Here is a 15,087-nt window from a genome sequence, read left to right as displayed (position 1 = left end):
AGTTCATTCAGTGCGCGCAGGGACGAGAATTTCGCGCTGGCCGCTGCCGCTCATCGCACTGACGAGACCTGCGTTTTCCATGTCTTCGACCAGCCGCGCGGCACGGTTGTAGCCGATCTTCAGGTGACGCTGAACCAGCGAAATGCTCGCCTTGCGGTTCTTGAGCACGACTTCCACGGCCTGGTCGTACATCGGGTCCTTTTCGCCGCCATCGCCGCCCCCTTCGCCGAGCAGGTCGCTGTCACCGTCGACTGTGCCGCCTTCGAGCACACCCTCGATGTAATCCGGCTCGCCCTGCGATTTCAGATAGGCAACGACGCGATGCACTTCCTCGTCGCTGACGAACGCGCCATGTACCCGGACTGGCAATCCGGTGCCGCTCGGCATATAGAGCATGTCACCCATGCCCAGCAGCGCTTCAGCCCCCATCTGGTCGAGGATGGTGCGCGAATCGATCTTGCTCGACACCTGGAATGCGATACGGGTTGGAATGTTGGCCTTGATCAGACCAGTGATCACATCCACGCTCGGTCGCTGCGTGGCGAGGATCAGGTGGATGCCCGCCGCGCGTGCCTTCTGCGCAAGCCGAGCGATGAGTTCCTCGATCTTCTTGCCCACGACCATCATCAGGTCGGCCAACTCATCGATCACCACGACAATGTGCGGCTCGCGTGCGAGCGGTTCGGGGCTGTCCGGCGTGAGGCTGAAGGGGTTGTAGATGAACTCCTCGCGCGACTTCGCCTCATCGATCTTGGTGTTGTAGCCGGCCAGGTTGCGCACACCCAGCTTGCTCATGAGCTTGTAGCGGCGCTCCATCTCGGCCACGCACCAGTTGAGTCCATGGGCTGCCTGTCGCATGTCGGTCACCACGGGCGCCAGCAGATGCGGAATGCCTTCGTACACCGACATTTCGAGCATCTTCGGGTCGATCATCAGAAGACGGACATCGCGCGCCTCGGCCTTGTAGAGCAGGCTCAGGATCATCGCGTTGATGCCGACCGACTTGCCCGAACCGGTCGTACCGGCGACCAGCACGTGGGGCATTTTTGCCAGATCGGCCACAACCGGATTGCCCACGATGTCCTTGCCGAGGCCCATGGTGAGCATCGACTTGCCCTCGTTGTAGATCTGCGAGCCCAGGATTTCGCTGAGCCTGATCGACTGCCGCTTGGCGTTCGGCAGTTCGAGCGCCATGTAGTTCTTGCCTGGAATCGTCTCGACGACGCGGATCGACACCAGCGACAGAGAACGCGCGAGGTCCTTCGCAAGATTCACGATCTGCGAGCCCTTCACGCCAGTAGCGGGCTCGATTTCGTAGCGGGTGATCACCGGCCCTGGGGAAGCAAGCACCACGCGCACCTCGACGCCAAAGTCCTTCAGCTTCTTCTCTATGAGGCGCGACGTCATCTCGAGCGTGTCAGCCGAGACGGTCTCCTGCCGTGTCTGCGCGGCATCGAGCAGATCGACCTGTGGCAGCTTGCTGTCGGGCAATTCGCGAAACAATGGCTTCTGGCGCTCTTTCGCGACACGGTCGCTCTTGGGTACCTCCGCGAGCGCTGGTTCGATTTGAACCGGCGGAGAAGCTGGACGCCGTTTGGGTCGCGGCACCGCCCGCATTTCGTCGTCCGGAGCTTCGCTCTCGCCGCCGGGGTCGACCGATACCAGTTCTTCGCGCTCGCGCACCGCCCGCTTGCCCATCGCGATGTCTTGCGCAATTTCCCGCCTTTCGCGACGCGACTCGAAGAGCGAATAGAGGCGCGTCCCGATGCGCTCGGCGATCTGCCCCCACGAGAACCGGAACACGAGCGCCGAACCGATCACCCCACATGCAATGGCGATGAGCGCAGAGCCGGTGAAGCCCATCCATTTGACGCTGGCCGGTCCGACCAGATAACCCAACACCCCACCGCCATGTCCGGGCAGTCGAAATTCAAGCCGATAGAGACGCGACCATTCAAGGACGGCGCTGGCGCACAACAACAAGATGAGCCCAAACCAGAACGCGAGCCGGCTGCGGTTGAACGGACCGCGCGGGGCTTCCTCCGGCACGGCAGCGCCACCGCCGCGCATCCATCCTGCCAATGAGGAAAGCCAGACGCGCACCCCGGCCGCAAGACACCACCAGACCGAATATCCGGCGAGGAAATAGCTCGCATCCGCAAGCCATGCGCCAATACGCCCGCCCCAGTTCTTGACCTCGCCCCCTGTACCGGACGTGGACCAGGCTGCGTCAGAGGGCGTGAAGCTCAACATCGCCATGAGCCAGAACAGCAGCGCGACAAAGCCGGCGATGAGAGTGATCTCGTGGGCGAATCGCATCGCGCGCAACCGCACCGGCTGGCCGTCGACCGACGAAGACGATTGGAGAGTATTGAGCGAATAAGTCATGAAAGGCACAGCCACCACCCGTCAGGGACGGACTGGTGGTCAAAGGAAACTACAACGAAAACCATCGCGACCGCGTTGTCAGGGTCCGCCGATGCAGGGGCCGCCGTGCTGCGCACTGCCGGCCGGACCATCAGGCCAGCGATGAGAGCCGTTCCTTGATGATCATGGCGCCGTCCGGCAACGTCTGCACGAATCCGCGCTCCTCGAGGTCCTTCATGACGCGGCTGACCATTTCGCGCGAAGCACCCACCATCTTGGCCAGATCCTGTCGGGAAATCTTGTCGCGCACCTTGAGGTTGCCCGCTCCGTCGTCCACTGCGAACTCGAGCAGCGAACGCGCCACGCGCCCATAGACATCCATCAGCGCCAACGACTCGATCTTCCGATCGGCGTGCCGAAGCCGGGCAACCAAGCCGCGCATGATGTTGTAAGACATCGAGGAGCTTTCCGGCAGGCAACGAGCAAAAGCCTCGCGGCCCAGCATCAGCACATCGGTCTGGATCTCGGTGCGAACGGTGGCCGAATGCGGCTCGTCGTCGATCATGCTCATCTCGCCGATGTAGTCACCTGGCTGCAAGGTCGCCAGGATCACCTCTCTGCCTCGGCTGTCGGTACTCATCACACGGGCGCGTCCGGTCAGGATGATATAGAGCGCATCGGACTTCTTGCCCTGCTCCACGATCACTTCAGCGCGCTTGAAGCGCTTCTTGACGATCGCATCCGCAATGCTCGCGGACTGCGTTGGCGTCAGTGCCGCGAAGAGTGGCACGCGGCGGAGCAATTCAAGATTGGACAGCATCGACATTCATCAATTCCCGGATTCCGCACGATTCACGATCAATGGATTAATACAATCGCGCGCATTGAAAACAGCCCCGCCCGGGCATTGAACCGGACGGTGATACTCCATATCTATCACCCTGAAAATGTACACGCTGCTGCAGCGTCAATCTGAGGTTTTCTACTCATGTCCTCCCCACGCCACGCTAAGGTTCTCATTCTCGGCTCAGGTCCGGCCGGCTATACCGCGGCAGTCTACGCTGCGCGAGCCAATCTCGAACCGATGCTCATCACCGGCATCGCCCAAGGCGGCCAACTCATGACGACCACCGAGGTCGACAACTGGCCTGCCGATGTCCATGGGGTCCAGGGTCCCGATCTCATGCAACGCTTTCTGGAGCACGCCGAGCGCTTCAAGACCCAGATCGTCTTTGACCACATTAACAAGGTCGATCTCAGCAAGCGGCCGTTCACACTCACCGGCGACAGCGGCACCTACACCTGCGACGCGCTCATCATTGCCACCGGTGCATCCGCCAAGTACCTCGGCCTCGACTCCGAGCAGCACTTCATGGGCCGCGGGGTATCGGGCTGCGCGACGTGCGACGGCTTCTTCTACCGCGACCAGGAGGTGTGCGTCATCGGCGGAGGCAACACCGCCGTCGAAGAAGCGCTTTACCTCTCAAACATTGCGAGCAAGGTGACGCTGGTGCATCGTCGCGAGAAGTTCCGTGCGGAGCCCATCCTCATCGACAAGCTCCACGAAAAGGTCGCGGAAGGCAAGATCGATCTGAAGGTGCACAACACGTTGGATGAAGTCCTGGGGGACGATTCCGGCGTCACTGGCATCCGCCTCAAAAACACTCAAACCGGTGCTACCGAGAAGCTGGATCTGAAGGGCTGCTTCATCGCGATCGGGCACCATCCGAATACCGACATCTTTCAGGGCCAAGTCGAGATGAAGGACGGATACATCCTGACCCGAGCGGGGTTGCAGGGCTTCGCCACCATGACGAGCATTCCAGGCGTGTTTGCCGCAGGCGACGTGCAGGACCACATTTATCGCCAAGCCATCACCAGCGCTGGCACCGGCTGTATGGCAGCGCTGGACGCCCAGCGATTTCTCGAGCAGGAATAAGGCCGCCCAGTCAGCTTTGAGCTGGGCACAACTGCCGCGGCCAGAGCTGACGAGGGGGCTTCTCCGCGTTTGCGTGTCGATCTGACTGAAGGATGCCTGGCGGGCTATAATCGCCGGCTTTGCTGAGTTCTGCCAGACTCTTGGCTCATGCAGCAAATCGGGGTACCGCCACCCGCTTCTGGCGAGGTCAAGCTGCAAACCACCTTGCAACTCCGTTGCACTCAGGTGCCAGCTGTTCAAGAAAGAGTGTCCACATGGCACGCGTATGCGAAGTTACGGGCAAAGGCCCGATGGTCGGAAACAACGTTTCCCACGCCAACAACAAAACCAAGCGCCGGTTCCTGCCGAACCTGCAATACCGTCGTTTCTGGGTCGAAACTGAAAACCGCTGGGTTCGCCTGCGCGTTTCGAGCGCTGCCCTGCGCCTAATCGACAAGAACGGCATCGACGCCGTGCTCGCAGACCTGCGTGCACGCGGCCAAGCTTAAGGAGCTGAATCATGGCAACGAGCAAAGGCGGACGCGAAAAGATCAAGCTGGAATCCACCGCKGGTACCGGCCATTTCTACACGACCAGCAAGAACAAGAAGACGATGCCCGAAAAGATGTCGATCATGAAGTTCGACCCGAAGGCACGCAAACACGTTGAGTACAAGGAAATCAAGCTGAAGTAGTTCGGCTGAGCTTTCAAAAAACCCCGCTGAGATTCAGCGGGGTTTTTTATTGGCCTGCGATTTCCCATGCGGGCAGAAAAAAGCCGGCTTAGAAGCCGGCTTTTTTGAATCGGCGTTGCCGATACTTCTGAATCTCAGGCGCGAGCTGCTCGCAGGCGGGTCGAGAATTCGCGCAGTCCGGAGATGCCGCTGGCTTCCGCGCGATGGCACCAGGCAGCGAGATCCGCAGCCAACTGCTCACGCGACTGCGACGTATTGAGCCACAGTTGCCGAAGCTCTTCGCGCATGGTGATCATCTTGTCGAGCACCGGATGCGCCGCTCGCACCTGCACCAACTGGGGTCGTGCCGCTGCGGGCACCTTGTCGTCGTCACGATGCAACCACCGCTTGGCCGCCTTCAACACCGACAAGTCGGCTCCCTTCGACTTGAGTGCCGCCAATTCGTGACGGGTGGTGCGGCGCATTTCGCGCGCATAGCCGGCCATCACCTCGTAGCGATTCGCTATGACCGCTTCCAGCGTTCTTGCATCGGCCACAGGCTGCACGTCGCCCATCTGGAGCTTCGGCGGAACCTTTTTGACCTTGGCCCAGCCGATCTTCTGCATCAGGCTGATGTAGACCCAGCCGATATCGAACTCGTACTTCTTCACCGAGAACTTGGCGGAAGTCGGATAGGTGTGATGGTTGTTGTGCAGCTCTTCGCCGCCGATGATGATTCCCCAGGGAATCAGGTTGGTGCTCGCATCAGTGGCTTCGAAGTTGCGATAACCCCAGAAGTGCCCGATGCCGTTGACCACACCGGCCGCCCAGAACGGGATCCAGAGCATCTGCACAGCCCAGACTGTGAGGCCGATTCCGCCAAACAGTGCCAGGTTGAGGATGAGCATCAGGCCAACGCCTTGCCAGCTATAGCGCGAGTAGAGATTGCGCTCGATCCAGTCGTTGGGGGTGCCATGGCCGAATCGCTCCATGGTGTCTTTGTTCTTCGATTCCTTGCGATACAGCTCTGCGCCGCGCCACATGACTTCGTCGATGCCCTTGATCTGGGGGCTGTGCGGGTCTTCTTCGGTTTCGCACTTTGCGTGATGCTTGCGGTGGATGGCGACCCATTCCTTGGTCACCATGCCGGTACCGAGCCACAGCCAGAAGCGGAAGAAGTGAGAGGGAATCGGACCAAGATCCATGGCCCGATGCGTTTGCGTCCGGTGCAGGAAAATCGTCACACCCGCGATCGTGATGTGCGTGGTGACGAGCGTGTACAACACGATCTGCCACCAAGTGAGATCCCACAAGCCGTGTCCGAGCCAATCGATGGCCGCGCTCAGTACGGCAGAGTCAGGAAGCAACATTGAATTCAATACTCCATAGCCGCACGAAGGTGCAGCCTTCAGGTAACTGGCGATTTTAAAGGTTCGGCCCTGAAAAGGGGGCTAAATCCTTGATCCACCGCAGGTTCCGACCTTCTTTGGAGCTTTGTGCCTACTTCCGCGTCCACACCGATGCAAAAAACCCGTCCGTCGCATGGCGGTGGGGCCAAAGCCGGAGAAAACGTCCTCCTTCGCCGCCGATGCACAGGGACTCGGCATTCGGAATCTTCAATCCTTTCAGCAGTTCGGACACGTCCTCTGCCTCGAAGTCGGGGTTCGCCGCGCCAAAAGCTTCGGCGATGACTTCGTTCTCCTCCGGCAGGATGCTGCATGTTGCATAGATAAGCCGCCCCCCGGATTTCACCAATCGCGCGGCGCTTTGCAGAATCGCTGCCTGCTTGACTGTGAGTTCTTGTACGGATTGCGGGGATTGCCGCCACTTCAGATCGGGGTTTCGCCGAAGCGTACCCAAGCCTGAGCAAGGCGCGTCAACCAAAACACGATCGATCTTGCCCGCCAGGCGCTTGATGCGGTCATCTCGCTCATGCGCAATCGCAGCAGGGTGCACGTTGGAGAGCTTGCTCCGCGCAAGCCTCGGCTTCAGCGCATCCAGCCGGTGCGCCGAAGTGTCGAAGGCGTAAAGCCGTCCGGTATTTCTCATGGTCGCGCCGATCGCAAGTGTTTTGCCGCCTGCGCCTGCACAAAAGTCGACCACCATCTCGCCCCGCTTTGCATCGAGCAGCAGCGCGAGCAGCTGAGATCCCTCGTCCTGCACTTCGACCGCGCCGCGGGCAAAAGCGTCGACCTTGGTGAGTGCCGGTTTCCCCTCGATGCGGAGACCCCAAGGCGAAAACGGCGTTGCCATAGACTTGATGCGCGCCAGTGCCAGTTCTTTTTGCACGTCCGCCCGCTTGTCGTTGAGGACATTGACACGAAGATCGAGCGGGGCCGCCTGTTGCAAGCTCTCTACCAGCTGCCAGAACTGATCGCCCAACTGCGCCTTAAGAGGCGCCACCAACCATTCCGGCAAGTTGTGCCGGTGACGTTCGAGTAAATCGTCCTGTTTGACGGCGTCGCAGTTGTCTAGCCATCGCTTTTCAGTGTCGTTCAATGCACTCTTGAGGAAGTCTCGCGGCCCGTAGAAGCCGAGGATCGCCATCCGGCGCTCCTTTGGGCCGCTGCCAGAAGGCGACAAGTGATCGAAAAGCAGCTTCTTGCGGAGTACCGTGTAAACAGTCTCGGCCAATGTGGCGCGCTCACGGGGCCCGAGTTCGCGGTGATCGCGAAAGAAGCGGGAAACGACCTGATCGGCCGGGTGATCGAATTTCAGAACGAGGCCGACCAGTGCGGCTGTGGCCTCAAGCAGGGCTTTGGGGTGCATGCCCCATTGTCTCAGCCGAAGCCCCCGTCACGCGGAAGCGCGCGTCCAAACCGGCCCGAAAGCCTGACGCTCGATCTCCGCGAGGGTAGGCGAATGCCCGGCCCACAAGACCAGCGCAGCGCCGGGAATGCTCAACGTGTGCTCCAGTTGACGGCAGAGATTCCAGCGCTCTTCGTCCGGAAGCGCAGGCAGTTCGAGAAAGACGACGTACGCGCGCCGCCATGGAAACTCGCGAAGGTTCTTGCGCACCACCCATGCCCGGTTGATCGCCCCGCAACGCACGAAGTCCGCGCGCAATTCGCCGAGTTCGAACTCGCTCAGATCATGGCGCGCGATCTGGCTGAAGAACGGCGTTTCGGTGATTTCTTCCCACGCGCGCTGCTCGGCGGCCTCGGCCGTCCTGGCTCGCTCGCGCCAGAGCCTGAGCGCACGATCGTCGTGGGCTCCATTGTCGAGGTCTTCTAGTGCCGCAACCGCTGTCTTAGCCGCCCACCATCGGCTGGCTGCGCTCGATTCGTGCAAGCGCTCGAGCAGCGCCAGACGGCTTGGCCGATCGCTGGCGGGGAGTACCTGCGCCAAGCCGCGCAGTGCTCCGGGATGGTCCGCTGTGATTGCGAGCGCACGTTCATACAGCTTGCGCACGTCAGGTGCGCGATCGATGCGGCGCGCGCAGTCGGCCCACTCCACCATCTCGTCAGCGCTGTTCCGTCCGGCACTCTCCGAGAGCGCCGCCACACGTTCGCGCACCCGAACCAGATAGGCGTGATGCTGCTTCCAGTCGCTCGCGTGATCCCGGCGCCATTCGTCGTCGAAATGGGCAATCCACTTGCCTGCGTCCGCCAGCAGGCCGAGCGCCGGCTTGTCAGACCAGGACGGCATGGCGGATTTCTCATCGAGTGCTTCCAGCCGATCGCGCAAAACCGGATGCGTGTCGTCCACGTCGCTCACGCTGCGAAGCGCATCGCGCAGCGCCGCGCGGGCGAAGTCCTCTTCGACGGGGGCGCAAAACCGGGGCGCCATGGAGGAGAACGGCCCCGCCGGCAGAGCATCATCGAGCGCGCGCCCCCAATGCGCCGGCCAGAATTGCTCCGCGTACCAGGCGCTTTTGACGGCGATCTCCTTCAGGGCACTGGCAACGACGCGCGTCCCCAGAAGCCGCGCCGCGACCCGATCGGCTTCGTATTCATCCTGCCGCGCCAGCGCGAAAGTCTTCGCGGCAAAGCGGGGAAAGTACCACCGAAAGAAGGCTTGCGACGCGAATGCCATGACACCCTCGTCGCGCTGGAAATTAGCGTCGAGCCGGAGCCAGGAAAGGCGGGTGCGGTAAATCCACGCGCTCAGCTTGCCGTGGTTGCCGCGCAAGTGACCGTATTCGTGCGCCAACACCGAAAGCAGCCGGCGCCGGTCCAGCGCCATCAAAAGGGGCAGCCCCACGCTCAGGTAATTGGTCGCACCCCCAAAGAGACCGAAGCGCGGCAACTGGCGGATGCTCGCATTGAATTCGCTGTCGAGATAGACGCGATGCACGGGTGGTCCGTCGATCTTCCGCTGGATACGGTCGAGGGACTCGAAAAGCCCGGGCGCGTCTTCACGCTCCAGCACGATTCCTTCCGGCGCTTCGAGGCGCACCCAAAGCGCGCGCAGCGTCGCCCAGAGCAACCCTAGCGCAAACAACAGAAGCCAGCCGTGGGCTACACCAAAACGTCCGCCGACACCCAAAGACCCGGCCACCCACACGATGATGCCAACCGCAAGCGCCAGGCAGGCGACCACCCACAGGTAACCCAGCGCGGCAAAAATGGCGACGCCGCGCCGGTAGCCGGTGCTGTCATCGGCGCTGGCATGCTCGCTCAGTCGCACCAGATGAACAAAATCTGCCCGATTCATCCTGACCTTTCAGCCTATAGAGGGAAACAACCACGTGTCAGACGAAATCCTGCCGCCCCTGATCGAAACACCGCCTGGGCGCTACCTCCACTACAAGGGCGGCGAATATGAAGTCCTCGGCACGGTGCGCCACAGCGAGACGCTGGAGCCGATGACGCTCTATCGAGCGCTTTATGGGGAGCGCGGCCTTTGGGTGAGACCCGCAGGCATGTTCGATGAAGTCGTGGATGTTGAGGGCTCATCACGGAGACGCTTCGTCAAGCTCGACTAGGCGAAGTGCGACCAGAGGCGCGACCAGAACTTTTCAATCCGACATCCCCCAGCACACGAGATGGTGGGATTGTGTCAGTTTGTGTCGCGTTCGAGCCAGCTTGCGATGGCTTGGGGGTAAACCCTGTGTTCTTGCGCCAACACCCGCGCAGCCAAGATTTCAGGAGTGTCGTCGGGCATGACAGGCACTGCCGCTTGGGCAAGGATCGGCCCATGATCCAGTTGCACCGTCACCTCATGAACGGTCACCCCTGCCACCCGGCACCCGGCCTCCAGTGCTCGCCGGTGCGTGTCGAGCCCCGGGAAAGCGGGCAGGAGCGACGGGTGAATGTTCAGCAGCCGGCCTTCGTAGCGCGCAACGAAGTCGGGGGTCAGGATGCGCATGAATCCGGCCAGAACAATGAGCGCCGGCGAATGCGCGTCGACTTCGCGGGCAAGTGCCGCGTCGAACTCCGGCCTGCTAGAAAACTCCTTGTGCGAAACCACGGCCGTGGAAACGCCATGCTGCCGGGCGATCAGCAATCCTTGCGCATCCGCCCTGTTGCTGATGACTGCCGCCACGCGCGCGCCCAAGCGCGCCGCCCAGCGACCGCTTTCAGCCGCTTTCAGAATGGCCGCCATATTGGAGCCACTCCCCGAGATCAGGATCACAATGTTCTTCATGGGACGCGGGATTATCTGTGCTTGGTCAGGGGCTCCGGGCTTGTCGCCGCGCGGACACCTCGAACAAGCACGACCGTGCTAAAACCATCGGTTTCGGAGACACGCCGCCTCCTGCGGCGTTCGATCAACACAGCGAGGCACGCATGGATTTGAGCTTCACACCTGAAGAACAGAAGTTCCGCGAAGAGATTCGCGCATGGGTCAAGGAAAACCTTCCCGCAGAGATTTCCCACAAGGTGCATAACGCGCTGGAATTGACGCGCGACGATCTGCAACGCTGGGCCAAGATCCTTGGAAAGAAAGGCTGGCTGGGATACGGCTGGCCCAAGGAATTTGGCGGACCCGGTTGGACGGCGATCGAAAAACACCTGTTCGAAGAAGAAGCCGCCCTCGCCGGCGCGCCGCGGATCATTCCCTTCGGACCCGTGATGGTGGCACCGGTGATCATGGCCTACGGCAATGCCGAGCAGCAGAAGCGCTTTCTGCCCGGTATCGCGAGCGGTGAAGTCTGGTGGAGTCAGGGCTACAGCGAACCGGGCTCCGGTTCGGACCTCGCCTCCGTCAAGACCAAGGCAGAACGTCAAGGCGACAAATACATCGTCAACGGCCAGAAGACCTGGACCACGCTCGGCCAATACGGCGAATGGATCTTCTGCCTGGTCCGCACCAGCAATGAGGGCAAGCCGCAGACCGGCATCAGCTTCCTGCTCATCGACATGAAGTCGCCCGGCGTCACGGTGCGGCCGATCAAACTGCTGGACGGCGGCTACGAAGTCAACGAAGTCTGGTTCGACAACGTCGAAGTGCCAGCCGAAAACCTGATCGGCGAGGAAAACAAGGGCTGGACCTACGCCAAGCACCTGCTCTCGCACGAGCGCACCAACATCGCCGACGTGAATCGCGCCAAGCGCGAGTTGGAGCGCCTCAAGCGCCTGGCAAAGAGCGAGGGCGTGTGGGAAGACCAGCGCTTCCGCGACGAGATCGCCAAACTCGAAGTCGACGTCGTCGCGCTGGAGATGCTGGTGTTGCGGGTTCTTTCTGCCGCGACGTCGGGCAAGAACTCGCTGGACATCGCCGGTCTCCTCAAGATCAAGGGCAGCGAGATCCAGCAACGCTATTCGGAACTGATGATGCTGGCCGGCGGCCCCTATTCGCTGCCGCTGATTCGCGCAGCGATGGAAGCGGGCTGGCAAGGCGATTTCCCTGGCGGACATCCGCAACTGGCGCCTCTTGCATCGACCTACTTCAATCTGCGCAAGACCACCATCTACGGCGGCAGCAACGAAGTACAACGCAACATCGTCGCGCAGACGGTCTTGGGCTGAACGCGGGCTAAAAAGGATCAAGCAATGGACTTCAATTTCAGCGACGACCAGCAACAGCTTCGCGACGCGGTCGCCAAGTGGGTCGAAAAGGGCTACACCTTCGAGCGCCGCCGAGCCACCGAAGCAGCCGGGGGTTTCTCTCGTGAAGCGTGGGACGAGCTGGCCGAACTGGGCCTGGGCGGCCTCTACATCCCCGAAGACGAGGGCGGGTTGGGCATGGGACCTGTGGAAAGCATGGTCGTCATGGAAGAACTCGGGCGCGGCATCGTGCTGGAGCCGTTGGCTCAGTCATTCATCGCAGGTGCCGTGCTTGCCCGGCATGCCAACGAAGAGACCAAGGACAACTGGCTGCCGCGCATCGCCGGCGGTCAGGCGATGGTGGTCCTGGCCTACCAGGAACGAAAGGCACGCTATCGCCTGGATATCTGCGAGGCTCAGGCGACCCAGGCCGGTGACGGCTGGAAGCTGAGCGGCAGCAAGAGCCTGGTGCCCGCCGGCGACGAGGCCGACGCGTACATCGTGCCCGCACAGCTCGGCGGCAAGATCGCGCTCTTTCTCGTCGAACGCGCGGCCGACGGCGTTGCAGCCCGGGGCTACGGCACGCAGGACGGCAGCCGCGCGGCAGAGGTCGTTTTCGACAATGCGGCCGCCACTCTGATCACCAAGGACGGCTTGCCCGTCCTCGAACACGCCGTCGACATTGGCATTGCCGCCACTTGCGCCGAGGCGGTCGGCGTGATGGACAAGACGCTGGCGATCACTGTCGAGTACATGAACACCCGCAAGCAGTTCGGCGTGGCGATCGCTACCTTCCAGGCGCTTCGCCACCGCGTCGCCGACATGAAGATGCAGCTCGAACTGGCCCGCTCGATGAGCTACTACGCCAGCCTGAAGCTCAACGCACCGGCTGCGGAGCGTCGCCAGGCACTTGCGCGCGCCAAGTACCAGTTGGGCGTCTCCATGCGCTTCGTCAGTCAGCAGGCCGTGCAACTTCACGGCGGAATCGGCGTGACGGACGAGTACATCGTGAGTCACTATTTCAAGAAGCTCACGCAGCTTGAAATGACCTTCGGCGATACGCTGCACCATCTGGGCGAGGTCTCGGCCCGCATGCAGGACACGGCCGGCGTGTTCGCCTGATCCGCGCAATCTCCTCTCTCTGCAAGGCGCCCGCCGGCTTCGAGCCCGCGGGCGCTTTTTCTTGAACCGGAGATTGCCGTGCAAACTCTGGTTGATTGATCTCTGCCAGTCTTGCCATCGACCATGCTTCCCGCCCCCGCTACCCCGCCAAGCGCCGCCGATCGGGCACCCATCGTTTTCATGCACGGCAATGGCGATTCGGCCGCCTTGTGGCTGACCACGATCTGGCGCTTCGAATCGAACGGCTGGCCGCGCGATCGATTGTTTGCACTGGATCAACCTTTTCCGCTGGCTCGCGATGACGATGCCATTCCGCAGCCGGGGCGCAGTTCCACCGCCGATTCGATGGCCTTTCTGAAGCACGAAGTCGAGCGCGTCCTGACGTCGACGGGCGCGTCCCGCGTCGTCTTGATCGGCAACTCGCGAGGCGGCAACGCGATCCGCAACTACGTGCAGAACGGCGGGGGCGATCGCGTCGTGAGCCATGTCGTCCTGGGCGGCAATCCGGCACACGGCATCTGGGCTATCGAAGGGCTTCGCGAAGGCAGCGAGTTCTCCGGACTGAGTCCTTTCCTGCGGCAGCTCAACGCGGCAAAAAATGCGGAGGGCGATGAAGTCACGCCCGGCGTGAAGTGGCTGACACTGCGCTCGGACAGCAACGACAAATACGCGCAACCTGACGGGATCTGGATCGGCGCCCAAGGCAAGCCGACGCACATCGGGTTCGACGGACCGGCTCTCAGGGGCGCGACCAACGTCGTATTGCCGCGCGTGGATCACCGGGAGACTTCGTTCTCGGCGGCCGCGTTTGCAGCGACCTGGCGTTTTCTCACGGGCAAGGATGCGAGAACGACACAACCGGTTCCTGAAGCGCCAGTGGTCCTGTCCGGCAGGGTCACCGGCTTGGGCCTGCACCCGCTGGACGCTGCGAGCGGCGGCTTCGTCAACAACTTGCCCCTGGTTGGCGCTCGCCTCGAAATTTTTGCCGTCGAAGCCTCTACCGGAATGCGGGGCGGCCCGGCCGCGTGGGTGCAGACCATCGAATCCGACGCACGATGGGGCCCCTTCGTCGGCCAGACGGACACAGCCTATGAGTTCGTCCTGAGCGCGAAAGGCTACGCGACAACGCATATCTACCGAAGCCCGTTCCCGCGCTCGAGCAGCGTCGTCCATTTGCGGCCGGAGCGCATGCCGGAGACCGGCAGCGGCACGAAGGCGCTCGTGATCTTTACGCGCCCGCGAGGGTATTTCGACGCGCGGCGCGACACCATGCGCTTCGACGGCCAAGCGCTGCCACCCGGCGTGCCGCCACAAGGCTCGGGCGTCTCGGCGTCCACACTCAGGCTGACAAGCGATGTGCATCGCACCGTCGCGGCCGAATTCAATGGTGAGCACGTGGCGGGCCTCTCCTGGCCCGCGGCGCAGAACCACTTGACGGTGCTCGAATTGACCTACTGACCCGGAAGGCGGATCAGGTGCGCAAAGCTACCCGTGCAGCCGCGAACTCTGCGGCAGATGCGCCATCAGGAATTCCATCTGGTCCGCGAGAATGCGGCGATTGCGAAGGATGAAGTCCTCCCAAAGGCTCGGCACGTACGGCGCATACAAGAGGGGCATTCCGGCCTGTTCCGGCGTCCGGCTGCTCTTGCGGTGATTGCAAGGCTTGCAGGCCGTCACCACGTTCATCCAGGTGTCGATGCCCTTTTGCGCAAAGGGAATGATGTGTTCGCGCGTCAGCTCTTCCTCGTGAAAGTGGCCGCCGCAATATGCGCATACATTGCGATCCCGCGCGAACAGTTTGCCGTTCGTCAGCCCCGGCCGCTGGGTGAAAGGGTTGATGCGCGGCACGCCCTTGGTGCCGATGATGCTGTTGATGGCGATCTGCGACTGCTGGCCAGTGACCGCGTTGTGGCCGCCCCGGAAGACTGCGACTTGCGCGCCCACCTCCCAGCGCACCTCGTCGGAGGCGTAGTGGATCACCGCCTGTTCAAGCGATATCCACGATTGAGGCAGCCCTTGGGCCGACAGCTTCAAGACCTTCACCACACGCCTCCTCAAGCAAAGAGAACAACGGA

Annotated in this window: 14 protein-coding genes; 7 read left to right on the top strand and 7 right to left on the bottom strand. The window is 61.9% G+C overall.

The genetic code is table 11. From position 1 onward, the window contains the following. Positions 1-3: 3 nt before the first annotated feature. Both AC1DMA_RS27455 and AC1DMA_RS27450 read right to left on the bottom strand, forming a co-directional pair. Positions 4-2,388 carry a DNA translocase FtsK gene (locus AC1DMA_RS27455; RefSeq protein ID WP_478146108.1) on the bottom strand — a complete coding sequence of 795 codons (2,385 nt, stop codon included), beginning with the start codon at positions 2,386-2,388 and terminating at the stop codon, positions 4-6. Between the two features lie 130 nt (positions 2,389-2,518). Beyond that, positions 2,519-3,193 carry a Crp/Fnr family transcriptional regulator gene (locus tag AC1DMA_RS27450; protein WP_478105128.1) on the bottom strand — a complete coding sequence of 225 codons (675 nt, stop codon included), beginning with the start codon at positions 3,191-3,193 and terminating at the stop codon, positions 2,519-2,521. Positions 3,194-3,355: 162 nt separating this feature from the next. Here AC1DMA_RS27450 and trxB point away from each other — a divergent pair, with 162 nt between their 5' ends. The 3 genes from trxB (at position 3,356) to rpmG (ending at position 4,979) form a co-directional block, all read left to right on the top strand. Further along, on the top strand, positions 3,356-4,306 hold the full coding sequence (gene trxB, locus AC1DMA_RS27445; protein WP_478128212.1) for a thioredoxin-disulfide reductase: 951 nt from the start codon (positions 3,356-3,358) through the stop codon (positions 4,304-4,306). A 254-nt stretch (positions 4,307-4,560) separates the two neighbouring features. Then, entirely contained in the window at positions 4,561-4,794 is a 234-nt protein-coding gene (gene rpmB, locus AC1DMA_RS27440) for a 50S ribosomal protein L28 (protein WP_028251282.1), read from the top strand. Positions 4,795-4,805: 11 nt separating this feature from the next. Then, positions 4,806-4,979 carry a 50S ribosomal protein L33 gene (gene rpmG, locus AC1DMA_RS27435; protein ID WP_007830291.1) on the top strand — a complete coding sequence of 58 codons (174 nt, stop codon included), beginning with the start codon at positions 4,806-4,808 and terminating at the stop codon, positions 4,977-4,979. A 134-nt stretch (positions 4,980-5,113) separates the two neighbouring features. On the opposite strand, the gene AC1DMA_RS27430 is transcribed toward rpmG, so the two are convergent. From AC1DMA_RS27430 to AC1DMA_RS27420, 3 genes are all read right to left on the bottom strand, one after another. Further along, complete coding sequence (locus tag AC1DMA_RS27430; protein ID WP_478128211.1) at positions 5,114-6,328, bottom strand: DesA family fatty acid desaturase; 1,215 nt, start codon at positions 6,326-6,328, stop codon at positions 5,114-5,116. Between the two features lie 130 nt (positions 6,329-6,458). Then, positions 6,459-7,727, bottom strand: a complete 1,269-nt coding sequence (locus AC1DMA_RS27425; protein WP_478146107.1) for an RsmB/NOP family class I SAM-dependent RNA methyltransferase — start codon at positions 7,725-7,727, stop codon at positions 6,459-6,461. 27 nt (positions 7,728-7,754) lie between these two features. Continuing rightward, positions 7,755-9,614, bottom strand: coding sequence for a M48 family metallopeptidase (locus AC1DMA_RS27420; RefSeq protein ID WP_478128209.1), 1,860 nt, complete (start codon positions 9,612-9,614; stop codon positions 7,755-7,757). A 34-nt stretch (positions 9,615-9,648) separates the two neighbouring features. On the opposite strand from AC1DMA_RS27420, the gene AC1DMA_RS27415 reads away from it, so the two are divergent. Then, positions 9,649-9,885 (top strand): DUF1653 domain-containing protein, encoded by a 237-nt coding sequence (locus AC1DMA_RS27415; RefSeq protein WP_478128208.1) that lies wholly within the window; start codon positions 9,649-9,651, stop codon positions 9,883-9,885. A 74-nt stretch (positions 9,886-9,959) separates the two neighbouring features. Here the strand turns inward: AC1DMA_RS27415 and purN are convergent, their stop codons facing one another. Beyond that, positions 9,960-10,547 carry a phosphoribosylglycinamide formyltransferase gene (purN, locus tag AC1DMA_RS27410; protein WP_478128207.1) on the bottom strand — a complete coding sequence of 196 codons (588 nt, stop codon included), beginning with the start codon at positions 10,545-10,547 and terminating at the stop codon, positions 9,960-9,962. A 143-nt stretch (positions 10,548-10,690) separates the two neighbouring features. On the opposite strand from purN, the gene AC1DMA_RS27405 reads away from it, so the two are divergent. From AC1DMA_RS27405 to AC1DMA_RS27395, 3 genes are all read left to right on the top strand, one after another. Further along, entirely contained in the window at positions 10,691-11,872 is a 1,182-nt protein-coding gene (locus tag AC1DMA_RS27405) for an acyl-CoA dehydrogenase family protein (RefSeq protein WP_478146106.1), read from the top strand. 24 nt (positions 11,873-11,896) lie between these two features. Beyond that, positions 11,897-13,012 (top strand): acyl-CoA dehydrogenase family protein, encoded by a 1,116-nt coding sequence (locus AC1DMA_RS27400; protein ID WP_478146105.1) that lies wholly within the window; start codon positions 11,897-11,899, stop codon positions 13,010-13,012. 123 nt (positions 13,013-13,135) lie between these two features. After that, a complete protein-coding gene (locus tag AC1DMA_RS27395) occupies positions 13,136-14,470 on the top strand; it encodes a twin-arginine translocation pathway signal (RefSeq protein WP_478146104.1) in 1,335 nt (444 codons plus the stop codon). 27 nt (positions 14,471-14,497) lie between these two features. Here AC1DMA_RS27395 and AC1DMA_RS27390 read toward each other — a convergent pair whose 3' ends face one another. Further along, positions 14,498-15,055 (bottom strand): HNH endonuclease, encoded by a 558-nt coding sequence (locus AC1DMA_RS27390; protein WP_478128203.1) that lies wholly within the window; start codon positions 15,053-15,055, stop codon positions 14,498-14,500. Between the last annotated feature and the right edge of the window lie 32 nt (positions 15,056-15,087).

The organism is Variovorax sp. 05N34 (genome assembly GCF_056397405.1).
This window is presented reverse-complemented; position numbering and strand designations above follow the sequence as displayed.

Excerpts from the sequence above, each read along its gene's own strand:
- AC1DMA_RS27455 (WP_478146108.1), bottom strand. The coding sequence starts at position 2,388 with ATGACTTATTCGCTCAATACTCTCCAATCGTCTTCGTCGGTCGACGGC.
- AC1DMA_RS27450 (WP_478105128.1), bottom strand. The coding sequence starts at position 3,193 with ATGTCGATGCTGTCCAATCTTGAATTGCTCCGCCGCGTGCCACTCTTC.
- trxB (WP_478128212.1), top strand. The coding sequence starts at position 3,356 with ATGTCCTCCCCACGCCACGCTAAGGTTCTCATTCTCGGCTCAGGTCCG.
- rpmB (WP_028251282.1), top strand. The coding sequence starts at position 4,561 with ATGGCACGCGTATGCGAAGTTACGGGCAAAGGCCCGATGGTCGGAAAC.
- AC1DMA_RS27430 (WP_478128211.1), bottom strand. The coding sequence starts at position 6,328 with ATGTTGCTTCCTGACTCTGCCGTACTGAGCGCGGCCATCGATTGGCTC.
- AC1DMA_RS27425 (WP_478146107.1), bottom strand. The coding sequence starts at position 7,727 with ATGCACCCCAAAGCCCTGCTTGAGGCCACAGCCGCACTGGTCGGCCTC.
- AC1DMA_RS27420 (WP_478128209.1), bottom strand. The coding sequence starts at position 9,614 with ATGAATCGGGCAGATTTTGTTCATCTGGTGCGACTGAGCGAGCATGCC.
- purN (WP_478128207.1), bottom strand. The coding sequence starts at position 10,547 with ATGAAGAACATTGTGATCCTGATCTCGGGGAGTGGCTCCAATATGGCG.
- AC1DMA_RS27405 (WP_478146106.1), top strand. The coding sequence starts at position 10,691 with ATGGATTTGAGCTTCACACCTGAAGAACAGAAGTTCCGCGAAGAGATT.
- AC1DMA_RS27400 (WP_478146105.1), top strand. The coding sequence starts at position 11,897 with ATGGACTTCAATTTCAGCGACGACCAGCAACAGCTTCGCGACGCGGTC.
- AC1DMA_RS27395 (WP_478146104.1), top strand. The coding sequence starts at position 13,136 with ATGCTTCCCGCCCCCGCTACCCCGCCAAGCGCCGCCGATCGGGCACCC.